The sequence below is a fragment of the Aquirufa esocilacus genome, assembly GCF_042715595.1.
Lineage (GTDB): Bacteria > Bacteroidota > Bacteroidia > Cytophagales > Spirosomataceae > Aquirufa > Aquirufa esocilacus.
Genome location: NZ_JBBKXX010000003.1, coordinates 280,502 through 293,025, shown reverse-complemented (window position 1 = coordinate 293,025; position 12,524 = coordinate 280,502). Strand labels below are relative to the sequence as shown.

Below are 12,524 nucleotides of genomic sequence, written 5' to 3'. Positions count from 1 at the left end.
TTAGAAGAAATAGGTTAGTAAGGTAGAGGGAATAATCGCTTGAGAAGCTTTGATCGATTTTGATTTTGGATTTTCTGCCCCACCTAAATTGAGTGTTTCTAAGTTCAATGTCCAACCGAATTTACCTTTAATTACTTGTATTTTAGCCTTGAAATTCAAGTGCTTATCAGAGACTAAAGATTGGTAAGGAACGCCCACGTAGCGGCCGTATAAGGTTACTTCCTCATACAATGGTTCAAATACTTGTGCTTGTATGGTTACAGCCGTTTTACCTGGGATAATAAGGCCTGCGCCAGCACTAATCCCGTGCAACGAATATTTTTCCTCCTCGATATATTCAGACTTTAGGGAGCTGATTTTTCTGGCTAATGATCGACTGTAAAAACTTAGTAGGGGTGTTAGGTGGACCTGCTTTTTGTTCTTGTGAGTATTCCAAATAACGCCAGCTTCCGCTTCTCCACCTCGGTAGCCAGCCTGCAATACTTCATTAGGTTGAATTGGTTGATTGAAATTGTTCATCGGAGGTTCGATGAACGTGTAGGTTTGTCGATCGATCGCTGTTCCAGTGAGATTACCCATCGTTTTTAAGGCGATGAATGTTTTGCGATTTTTTTCAGGATTTTGGAAAGAGATTTCCGCGGCGAAATCCAAGGTCATTTGTTGTTCGTGCCACGAAATGAGGGAGGTTCCCACACCCGAATTAAAGCGGAATTTTTGTCCAAAGTTGACAAAGGTAATCGCGAGAAAAAGGAGGGTTAAACGAAATCTCATAGAAACAAATATAGCAGTATTTACCAATACTTACCTCGTTTCTTCAAGGCAAAAATCAATCCTCTGGTAATGATTACCAAGTGGTTGATTAAATTAGGTAGTAAGCCAAAATGCGATCTCAATACTTGGTATCTTTCTTCCCAGGATCTCTTCAAATTTTGCACAGAAGCGCCTCCCATCAAATAGGTGCAAATGGGAGTGGCGGATTTCAAAATGTGCTGGCTTTTTTTCAATACTTGTATCTCCCAATCGATATCAGAACTTAAGCGATATTCCAGATTAAATAAGGGAGCAATGCTACGCTTCGCAATGAAAGCCTGGTGGCAAACTAACATGCCGAAACGAAAGTTCCGCCAAGTTAAATTAAAGGGCAAACGATGTGGTGTCACCTCACTGCGCAAGCCTAAAGATTCACCGTCGTTATTTACAAAAACTGCCTCGCCGTACAGGACATCCGGATTTTCTCCCAGTTCTCGTAAGATATTTTTCAAAGTCGATGAAGACGCAAATGTATCGCCCGCATTCAAAAACAGGATATAATCCCCTTTGGCGAGTTGCATCCCCTTATTCATCGCATCGTAAATTCCCTTGTCTTTCTCAGAAATGAGTTGATTAATCTGGGCCTTATTTGCCTCAATAATGGCTAGGGTACGGTCTTTCGACGCCCCATCCACCACGATATAATCGATTTCCTCCGCACAACCTTGTTCGAATACACTTTTTAAGGTGCGTTCGATATAGGCCTCTGCCTGGTAGGTGATGGTGATGATACTAAGCTTGGGCATAATAGGCGAGGTGTTGTTGGGCAACGGTAGTTTGGTCGTATAATTGTAGCGCGCGTTCCCTAGATTTTGTTCCAGCGGAAGTAGACTCGAGACACCATTTTATGCCTTTTGCCAAATCTGCTGGGTCAAATGCCGGGGCCACATAGCCAGTCACTTCGTGTTCAATCATCTCCGGAATTCCTCCCACTTCGAATCCGACGCAGGCTGTGCCACAAGCCATCGCTTCCATAATTGTATTGGGTAAGTTTTCTTCCAAAGAGGGAGTGACAAACACATCTGCCGCGGCATAGATATTACGCATTCGAGCTGGGTCTGAAATCTGCCCGAAATTATGCGCTTTCAAAGGTAATTCTTCCGCCATCTCTCCACCCACAATCAGAAGTTCAGTGGTAGCAGCATCCAAATATTGCAAGGCCTCTTTCAAAAGATGAAATCCTTTTGCCGGCGCATTGACACGCATGGCAACGAAAAGGACATATTTCTTGTTCGGATCTAATCCCAAGCTAGATGCATTAGGCGAGAAGAATTCCGTATCAATTGCATTCGGGATGGTTTTGATATCATGACCTCCTAAGATGCTACTTTGTCTCGCTCTATTTCCTAGCCAATCGCTGCAAGTGATGATATGTAGGTTTTTCTCCGCAAACCCAGTTTTCTTAGCCTCCCACATTCGGTGTGAAAGATCAGTCGGATTCGGATTTTTCAAGAATTTGCAATCCCCACAGCTTTGTTGAAAATGCTCGCAAGCACCGCTGTGGTGACAGCCTCCGGTAAAGGCCCACATATCGTGCAAGGTCCAGAAAACTGGTTTATTTAGTCTAGTCAGTTGAGTAATATTGCTCACAGATAAGAAACCAAAATTCACCCAATGCAAATGGACAATATCTGCCTGTTGGATCAGCGGATGCTTCGAAATATCACTCCCAAAAACGCCCGGATTGAATAGGAATCGAATCGATTTGTCTTTTTCGAATCGCAGAAAGAACAAGCGCTCAGCGATGAATTTCAACCAAGAAATCAGGCCATTGCCGAATTTTAGGGCGCTGGAAGTGCTCCCTTTTTCTCTCACAAGGTAGTCGACTTGATGGCCCTCTTTTTCCAAAGCTACTTTCAGTCTGCCCGCCGCAATCCCAGCCCCGCCATTGCTGTCGTGGTAGGAGAGGAGGACGATATGTAGCTTTTTGGCAGACATTATGCAAAAATTTCAGCTAGTTGAGCGGCTATTCTTTCGGCTGCCTTACCATCCCAAAGCGGAGGAATACTCCCTTTCTTCACCTTGCCAGCCAATATCTCTTGCAAGGCTGCATAGGTTTTCTTTGGATCTAAATCGGATAATAATTGGTTTGTACCTAAAGTCACGGTGATCGGACGTTCCGTCGAATCGCGGAAAGTTAAACAAGGGACTCCTAAATAGGTTGTTTCCTCTTGAATGCCGCCTGAATCGGTTAAGATCGCCGTCGCATTGGACATCAATTGAATGAATTCTAAATAGCCCAAAGGCTCCGTCATAATCAAGTTTTGCGCCTGATCTAATCGCTCCGCTAAGCCAAATTTCTCCATGTGCGCCCGAGTTCTCGGGTGGATAGGAAAAATGATTTTCGTGTCCTTGCTGCTTAATTCAATTAACTCTAGAATGGACTCAAGTCCTTCTTTCGTATCCACATTCGCTGGGCGGTGCATGGTCATGACGATATAGTCGGCAGTGGTCAGTGGGGAGTCGGCAGTCGATAGTCCGGAGTCCGAAGTCCGTAGGCCGAGGTCTACTAAGATAGTGGTGGTTTTCGCTTTCTCTTGGTAGCGCACCAGCGAGTCAATCATCACATTGCCGGAGAAAAATACACGCTCATCTGCCACTCCTTCATTTTTCAAGTGTTGTAAACCGCTTTCCTCTGTCACAAACAAATAATCCGCCACGCTATCCGTCAAGATACGGTTCAGCTCTTCCGGCATAGTGCGGTCAAAACTGCGTAATCCAGCTTCCACGTGAGCGACTTTGATACCCATTTTGATGGCTACTAAAGTACAGGCCAAAGTCGAAGTAACATCTCCCACCACAATAATCAAGTCTGGTTGTTCCGCTTCTACAATTTTCTCAAAAGCGACCATAATCTTGGCAGTCACTTCCGTGTGGCTTCCACCCCCAATTCCGAGGAAGAAATCCGGTGTAGGTAATTCCAGTTGCGTAAAAAACACATCACTCATCTTAGCGTCAAAATGCTGACCCGTATGAACGATCTTCGATGTCCATCCGGTTAACTTTTGGATCGCACGATGTAGCGGTGCTACTTTCATGAAATTGGGGCGCGCGCCGACTACTTGGATTACTTTCATTATTACTGATTTATAAACTTAAAATTACGGATTTTAGATTAGAGATTTGAGAGTATAGAGTAGAGAATAACCTAAGATATATTGATTTGAGCTTAATTTAATTCGAAGAGTTTTATGAATTTTTATTCAAATGCCTTTAGATCAAGTATTTTTTCTAGTTTATCTTTCAATTCAGTTTTTGTAGTCTCGAAAAGTTCTTTCAGGTTAGTTTTTGTATTTAGTTCCTTATTCAAGAGGCTAATGTTAATAATCGGTAATTGAAATGCTTTGATTGAAATCTCTTTATTGTTAGCTAAAGAGTCTTTAATGAGTATTTCAGTTGAATTCTCTTGATTATGTTTTATGGTGTCGGGATAAAAAAGAATTATTTCATCAACTTCAAAACGAATCGCATAGGCAAGCATTTGATAGATATCATTTTGAGAAATTCCTTTTTTAGGATCTTTTTCGTCAGAGTAGACAATTTTATATTTAGTGTCCGCTATAAGAGATTTAAATTTAGTTTTTAAAAATAAATCTGGTTTGAGGTTAAAGGATTTTGATTCATCAAGATATATATCGCTGCGTTGAGCTTTTGCTTCTATTAATGGAATCTCCTTTTGGATAAAACCAAAAATGAAATCTTCGAAGATATACTCCATCGGAAGTAGGAAAGCGAAGAGTTTTAAGCCATTTTTATGGTCAAAAGATATGCTATTTGAGAGGAATAATTTGCAGTAATCTCTAACTATTTCAAATTCCCCAAACATTGGGTTAAATGTCATTTTTTCGCACTGCTCAGCACTAGCTTTTTCGTCAGTTACCTCGTCCAGTATAAACAAAATTTCCCTTAAATTCTTTTTGTTATCTGAGCTAGATGACGCATTGATTAATAAATTTGAGACATATTTAATTATCCGGTTAAATTCATTGTCAAATATAAATGCATCAAATGTGCAGTTTAACTGATGCCATCGGCCTTTACTGATGTTTTCATTTATATATTCATTTATATTTAAGCGGCCTTTCATGAACGTTAATTCTTTATTTACCTCCTCGTATTGTTGGTAAATAGAATTGCTCAATAGTTCTCTAGTGTATTTCGAGAATAAGTAAATTAGGACTTCAAAAAAATCACTTTTTGTGCTGCCAAGTGGAGCTTGGTAATTAGGGAATTTGATTTTCTTACAATAGCTCAACCACCATAAAATGTGGTTTTGTATTTGATTTACTTCTTCAGGTTTATATTCTTTTCCTGAGTCGAAGAAAATTTTAGGCAAAAGATTAATTTTATTGCCATTATAGTTAATTACACCAACGTATTTATTTGATTTTAATTCGTTCGATTTATGAATAAATTCGATAAATCTTTGCGATTCGATTTTCTCCTCAAAGTTTTCTGTATAAAAAGAATTCTTTTCACGGTTTGCCCAAATTTCATCTAAAAAACTTTCTAGACCATCAAAATTATCTTTGATGACTATCTTGTTTTGATATTCAAATAGATTAAACACGTTTCCCGGAAATTTTTAATGGCCAAGAATTTTCAACTATTTGAAGACCTGCATTGTATAATATTCCTTTTACTTCTTTATCATCATTCATAAAGTATTCTAAAAGAAGAGGAATTACTTTTTTATTCATTCTCTGTACTAAATCTTTATTTTCACCCATAAAATAAGCATGTCCAATTTGGAAGTCATGGCCTTTAGATTTTATTATTTGCTCATTTAATTTGAGTAATATATCCTTATCGTAGATTTCAGCACCTTCAATTTCATACATCGGGTACATTGATTCAAATTCAAAACGTCTTCTTAGCGCAATGTCTAGTAATGCAATAGATTTATCAGCAGTATTCATCGTTCCTATTATGTAAAGATTAGATGGAACCACAAAATGATCTCCTGACGGTAGTTTTACTTCAAGTGGAATATCCCCATGAGATCTTTTATCTGGTTCAATTAACGTGATAAGTTCTCCGAAAACACGCGAAATATTAGCTCGATTAATTTCATCTATTATTATGACGTAGTTTAATTGGCTGTTCGATTGTTCATTTTCAATTAAATATTCACAGATATTGTATAAAGTACCCTCTATTCCAAAATAGTATTTTTCTACACTACTATTAATCAAATGTGGCAGGTCAAGATCTTTTCTCTTTTTAATATCATCAAGAGTGATTTTGTTTGACTTAATACCCTCATACAAATCAATAATTAATTGATAAGGTACGTACCTAACAGACTTTGTTTTTTCAGAAAATAGTTCAACAATATCATCATTAGACTTAATTACTCTATAGTCTTTTAATGTTGTTCCTACTGGAATGAAGTACGAATTTTGTTTTGCTTTATCTGCAATTCGTTTAAATACACCATCTTTCTTATCAAAAGTTAAGGAAGATTTATTGTCCGTTTCAGGTCTTAATCCTTGAATAAAGTCCTCATAACTATAGTTTTGATGGAATGTGATAAATTCAATCCTATTATGAAGATTATCATTGAAAACCTGCAATGCCTCTTGATATGAATCGATTTTCTTGTTTTCAATAATTTCTGCAGCCCTCAAAATTGTATGGTATGTTTTACCGGTGCCGGGTGGGCCGTAAAGAATTGTGTTTAGAGGAAAATTCATATGATTGTAGGTTATTGGTTCATTATTTTCGAAAACGTAGTTTTCAAATTCAATATTATTATATTTTCTATAGCCTGATCTCGAAGAGCGTGATAATTCTTCTTTTATCGATTCGATTATAGATTCCCATTCTGATGGGGTGGGATTAAGCGTTTCTAAATAGTTGTAAAATGGTGGTGGAGTTCCACCATTAAAAGGTTCACTTTTTTCATGTAATGGATTCTTTGATATTACCCCGAAATTGCCTCTACTTTCTGATGCGTATAGGTTAAAGCAATATCTCTGTCCCACTGTAAAATTCAAGCTTTTTTCCCTGACACTGAAAACAACTCTTTCGTCATTTATTGAAATAGTCATTCGCTTTAGAATTTCCCTCAAATTGTCTATAAATGAATCAAATATGTGTCTTTCAAATTGAGATTTAACTTTTTCGAAAGCACTTAATGATTTTGTGTCTCCAAAAATAAGGTCAATGTGTTCTATTTTGGATAAATGATGAACAGTTGATCCATAACCTCCTAGTTCATATTCTCTATAAATAGGAGCCTCTAAATATTTTACATTAATTCTATGACCAAGATTATTTTGGTCATAGCTATAAACCTTACCCTCCTCGTTTGCAACAACCTCACAAATGCCAACAATAGATAAGAATCCTTTATTTCCTTTAGGTGACCCACTTGCTTTAACCGCAATTTTGTCACCTATCTTAATGCCTAGAAAGTGTTTTAATGCATTGATTGAACTTTGACTTTCATTCCCTTCTTTTAAATATTCGATGATTTCATTTTCATCTGATAAATAGAAGTCATTCAAATCTAAATGTGAGGCAAATCCGACTGATATAACTTGATCTGCCCTCATTTGTTGAAACATATCTATATCATTATTCTCTCCATATTTTGAGCCAATTATAAAGTAGTTTGGCTTTCGCATATAGCCAATAATTAAATCAAAGTAATGAATATTTAGAATCTTGCTTTTTATGTATTTGTAATTTTTGTCATTTTCCTCTTTGATAATATTTGACTTACTTAATTTATGAGCGAGTATAGTTCCAATTGCCCCCATATAAGCTCCTAGGCTTACATGTTTTGGATTATCAAAAGTTTTATAGAATTCACATAAACTATCATAATCATCTTTTTTCTTAAGGACTTCTCCTAGAATATTTTTCCAATATTTATAATACACTGGAAATTGATTCGGATTTTGACAGTGTTTGATTATTGAAAATAAATGAACAATAAATGAATTTAAATTTTTGTTCAAGCCAAAGTTCAATTCAGAAAATTTATTTGTCCTTTTTATTGTGTTAAACAAATCAAAAAGTACTAGCAGTCTTCCATTATCAAGTTCCGCACCCTCTTTAAAATTATTTATTCGATTAGCAATTCTTACAATCCCATTGATTTGACTTACAAAAGTTGAAAGTTTCGAACTGTCATTAGCGGAAAATAGATAGTTAGGTGATTTTAGTTTTGAAATTACATAATCGATATCTGATTTAACACTTCCAGTTAACCGGTGTGTTTTATCCTCTAAGTTTTTTAACCATTCTTTTTCTCGGTTAAACTCAAAATCATATTCGGTTTTGTAATTCTGTTTTACATTTTTAAATGTAAGATTACATTCGTCAATTATCTCTTTTAATTCTTTCATTACATTGCTTTTAAAGCCTATGTTACTTTAAATTTGCCAATTAAATTACATAAAAATAGTCTACTAATTCACTGATAATTGATACCTATTTTTGATTTTTAGGTTATAAAAACTTCCATACGAATTTGTATTTTTAAAGTTGTTCCAAACACGTATAGGGAGGTCTTTGTGTATATAGATTTGTTTATCTGTTCTGATTATAAAATAACCATTTTTATTGTCGCAACTAAAATAGGATGCACTCCTTATCCAAGAGCTTTTTGAGGTGTTAATTTTTTCAGTAAAAATAAACTTTGTGCTTTTGATTTTACTTAAGGCTTCGTTGAAATTGTTAAAATTTGATTGTAGTTTATTGCAGTCTTGCTGTCCTAAGGAGGAAATTGAAATAAAATATAAAAGATTTAAAATTAATATTTTCATTCTTTTAATCCCCATTTAGATACTGGATTTGACTAATTCCCGCCCCATCGCCCCCCTAAACGCCTCCATGTAATTCCCCAGCACCGAATGTATATTTATCTCCTTTTCAATAATCTCCCTAGACCTTTGGCCCATCTTCGTAATCATCTCTGGATTTGAAAAAAGCTTTTCAATTACCTCTTGCAGACTTTCTAAAGAGCCCGATTCAAAATAATGTCCATTGTTTCCCTCCCGTACTAAGCGTTTTTCGGTGCCATCTGCCACGGAACAAACGACGGGTTTCGAGAAACACATCGCCTCATTAATAGACAATCCACCCATGCCGGCTAAGACATAGATTCCCGATTCGCAGGTGATTTTACCTAGTTCTTTGGGGTCATAAATACCGCCATGAAACTGGATGAAATCGTGTCCTGAAGCCTGCGCTCTTAAAGGTTCCAGCTCCGGCCCGTCACCTACAATACTTAATTCGGTCTGCGGGTATTTCGCACGTAAAGCAATTGTCGCTTCGATCAATAAATCGACTTGTTTCCATTTGACCAGACGTCCGATATGCAAAAGTCGGAATGGATTAGCGGCAACGTCTTTTAATTCGTTCGCAGTATGTAAAAGCGCATCGGTGTCTGGGGAATTCGCCGTGATAAATACTTTCTCAGCCGGAACGCCATAGCTTCCGTGTAAAGCAACGGCCTCCTCTAAATAATTGATGTGGGCGTCTACCAGGTTGGAGAAACGCTTTCTCGTTTCGCGCACGATGAAGAATTTTAATCGGGCCAAAAGAGAGGGATTCGATTGGTGCGCTTGGTTGTTTTCCGTTACACCGCCGCCTTGTAAATAATAGGAGATGGCGTTGTCGTAATGAGGAACTTGGAAGGGAATCTCTTTGGAAATAAGCGCCACTTTGTGCTTGCGCAAGAAACGGTACCAGCCGGGGTAAAAGACAAAAGAGGCTTGGTAGGGCCAGTTGACCATTAAGACGTCTGGTTTTTCTGCCAAAATCAATTCCTTCAACCCGCGGAAAAACTTCTTTCCATAATAGGTCGTATATTCCTCGCGACGGAAAACCTTGAATTCGATGCCTTTGTCCGACGTATACACCCCAGCGCCCAGCGTAGCCCCTTTTTCTGTGGGCACCACTACGCAAACCTCCACCCCATAATCGCGTTGCAATTTGTTTAGGACTAGGTTATAATAGTGAGGCAGGCCACCGGCCAGGGACATTATTTTCATTTCTTAAACCAATTAGTAACTAGCTCGCTGATGTCAGGAGATAGCTTGAATTTCGTGACGGCTAGGATAAATAATCCACCTATCGCGGCACTTCGAATTCCCACATTTAGTAGCCAAGCTATCACAGGGCTGCCTTCGATGACCGGGATTTGGGAAACAACGAAGTAGATCAACACGCTAACGATTAGAATCCCCAGGGATCTAACATCAAACGGTTGTAGGTCTAGTTTCCACCAGATAAAGCCAAATTTCAATACATTATAGCCAGCCAAAGCTAATAAGGAAGCTAGAGCAGCACCGTTATAAGAATAAATAGGAATCAGAATCAAATTACCAACCACTAAACCTACCGCGAGAATGATGTAGAAGAGGAGGTCGTAACGGTAGTATTTGGAGTTAATCAATACCTCTGAATTCAGGCCCGTTCCCATATCGATGATCTTGCTTAAGCCCACCATTAGAACTACCCAGCGGCCTGCTTCGTAGATTTCGTGGCGTGGAATGATGGTGTAGATGAAGTCCAAATTACACCAGATCAACAGGAATAAAACGCAGCCGATGAGCAAGAGATTTAGGGACGATTTTTGGTAAATATCCTGAATATTTTCGCGGTCATTCCGGTTCCAAGCCTGGGCTAAAATGGGCGCCGCAATCGCCGCAATGACATTCCGAGGAATCGAAATCATGATTGCCATCCGGGAATTAATGTCAAAAATCGCCGTCGTGCTCAAACCGCCCATATAGGCTGGTAACATAATCTTTTCGATGTGCTGAATCAGCGTAAAACTCGCCCCCGCTAAAATCACCCAGCCACCATACGATAGCATTTCTTTAAAAACTGGGGTGCGTAAAAACGAAAAATCTACTTTGGTATAAAAGCGCTTCAGCTGCTTAATATAGGCTAATAAGCCCGCGACAGCGACTACATAGGAAAGCGTAATCGCTAAAATCAACTGATTGAATGTCAAATAGCCGAGAGCAAAAGCAATGACTAAAACCCCATTCGAAACCCGTAGATACAATTCCCGGATAATCGCCGGCACCACAATGCGCAGATGCACTCGGGCATAGGCTTCGAGCACACTCATATAGAGGTAACTAGCTGTTAGCGGAATAATGTAATAGAAATACTGGGGTAAAAGCGGCGAATTCGTCCCATATGCCTCGAAAAACAGTGGTTTTAAGGCTAAATATCCTAACACAAAAAGAGTTAAACCGAATAGCGGCGCGACGAGCAGAAAGGTGAAAAACCCTTTATGTCCATTCGCCGGATCATCGAAGTGCGGGAAAAAACGCACCGCAATGTGCGGAATTCCCAGCTGAGTAAACGAAGCAAAAATAAGGGGAATGCTGACCAAAGCACCGGCAATCAAGCCCACCTGCTCCTGCGAAAGAAACTTATTGTACAGGAAGATCACGTTAAAAGTCCCAATCGCCGTTCCCAAATAGGTAACGATTGAACCCTTTAAACTTTGTCGAATGACGATCCCCATGCCTTGTTTTGAATGTAATTTACAAAAATACGATTTTGCGGGGCATTCTTTATACGAGAAGACCTTTGATTTTCGCGGATAGCTTTACCACGTCATAAGCCTCCTCCATGTGTTTACGTGCAGCGACACCATAGGCACGCGTCGCCTCGGAATCTAAGGCTAAGGATTTTAGTGCAGCAGCCATTCCCTCCACATCGTGTTCATCCACCAAAAGCCCCGTTTTACCCTCGATGACCGCTTCCGGAATACCGGCGTGTCTAGTAGAACAGATAGCTAATCCGCAAGCAGAGGCTTCTAAAATGGCTACCGGAGTTCCCTCGGAATCCCCGCTAGGCGTTAAGACCGAATGCTGAATGAAGACGTTAGATTCCTGTAATAAGGGCAGGTAGTCAGATTGCCCCATCGCTCCTAGGAAATGAATATTATCAGAGAGACCTTGCGTAGAAACATACGCTTTCGCTTCTTCCCACAAGGGGCCATCGCCTATCATGCGTAATTGCGAATCGGGAAAATCACGCAACAAAATCTCAAAGGCTTGAATGCTTTTCAAGGATCCTTTTTTCTCTGCAAAACGTGCGACTGAAATAACGTTGAATCCAACTTTCGGAGTACCAGGGATGAACCTTGACGTATCGACGCCGCAAGGAATCACATGTAAATTCGGTAATGGACCGGCGATTTCTTCCAAGTTCGCTCTCATGGATTCAGCCACACAAATGATGGCTTTCGCACGCGGTAAACTGAGGGCGTAACGCGCACCATAAGTCGCTAAAGTCTTTTTTTCTGCTGCATCGAATCCTAAAAAGACGACAGAGTAAGGAATGCCTTCAGCGAGGCACGCCTCGTAGATATTAGTGCCTAAAGGACCGTAATTCGCTAAGAAGGCGTCTGCTTTATGGACGCGTAAAAAGCGCCTTAAGTAATAGGTATAAATCTTCTGATAAAGTCCAGGAATGATACGGCGCAAAATACCTCTAACCGCTAGAATAGAAAATGGAAATGAAAAGAGAGAGCCGCCAGCCTTTAATCGGCTCGGTTGCCAGCCCTCGTATAGGACGTGAATGGGTTCTAATTGATTGATCTGCTCTTCGATAAAGGTCTCGGAGTACGAAAAGAAATTAGAGCGGGCAATGATTAAACGCATTCAGGGCTGATTTTTAATGCAAAACCGAAATTAGCTAAATTTTTCGGCTATTTTTACAGCAAATACGCG

The 12,524-nt window shown here is 39.2% G+C and carries 10 protein-coding genes; all 10 read right to left on the bottom strand.

All coding sequences use genetic code 11. The features are described 5' to 3' along the window. Entirely contained in the window at positions 1-771 is a 771-nt protein-coding gene (locus SKC37_RS09850) for a hypothetical protein (RefSeq protein ID WP_377981312.1), read from the bottom strand. Between the two features lie 20 nt (positions 772-791). After that, positions 792-1,556, bottom strand: coding sequence for a glycosyltransferase family 2 protein (locus SKC37_RS09845; RefSeq protein WP_377981311.1), 765 nt, complete (start codon positions 1,554-1,556; stop codon positions 792-794). Then, a complete protein-coding gene (locus SKC37_RS09840) occupies positions 1,543-2,748 on the bottom strand; it encodes a glycosyltransferase (RefSeq protein ID WP_377981310.1) in 1,206 nt (401 codons plus the stop codon). Before SKC37_RS09840 ends, SKC37_RS09845 begins: the two co-directional genes overlap by 14 nt. Then, positions 2,748-3,887, bottom strand: a complete 1,140-nt coding sequence (wecB, locus tag SKC37_RS09835; protein ID WP_377981309.1) for a non-hydrolyzing UDP-N-acetylglucosamine 2-epimerase — start codon at positions 3,885-3,887, stop codon at positions 2,748-2,750. Before wecB ends, SKC37_RS09840 begins: the two co-directional genes overlap by 1 nt. 122 nt (positions 3,888-4,009) lie before the next feature. Then, complete coding sequence (locus tag SKC37_RS09830) at positions 4,010-5,380, bottom strand: McrC family protein (RefSeq protein ID WP_377981308.1); 1,371 nt, start codon at positions 5,378-5,380, stop codon at positions 4,010-4,012. Then, positions 5,373-8,168 (bottom strand): McrB family protein, encoded by a 2,796-nt coding sequence (locus SKC37_RS09825; RefSeq protein WP_377981307.1) that lies wholly within the window; start codon positions 8,166-8,168, stop codon positions 5,373-5,375. Before SKC37_RS09825 ends, SKC37_RS09830 begins: the two co-directional genes overlap by 8 nt. Before the next feature lie 63 nt (positions 8,169-8,231). Continuing rightward, a complete protein-coding gene (locus SKC37_RS09820) occupies positions 8,232-8,588 on the bottom strand; it encodes a KTSC domain-containing protein (RefSeq protein ID WP_377981306.1) in 357 nt (118 codons plus the stop codon). Between the two features lie 15 nt (positions 8,589-8,603). Then, on the bottom strand, positions 8,604-9,818 hold the full coding sequence (locus SKC37_RS09815) for a glycosyltransferase family 4 protein (RefSeq protein ID WP_377981305.1): 1,215 nt from the start codon (positions 9,816-9,818) through the stop codon (positions 8,604-8,606). Beyond that, entirely contained in the window at positions 9,815-11,311 is a 1,497-nt protein-coding gene (locus SKC37_RS09810) for a lipopolysaccharide biosynthesis protein (protein WP_377981304.1), read from the bottom strand. The genes SKC37_RS09815 and SKC37_RS09810 overlap by 4 nt, the downstream gene beginning before the upstream one ends. A gap of 49 nt (positions 11,312-11,360) precedes the next feature. Then, positions 11,361-12,455 (bottom strand): glycosyltransferase, encoded by a 1,095-nt coding sequence (locus tag SKC37_RS09805; protein ID WP_377981303.1) that lies wholly within the window; start codon positions 12,453-12,455, stop codon positions 11,361-11,363. Positions 12,456-12,524 lie beyond the last annotated feature (69 nt).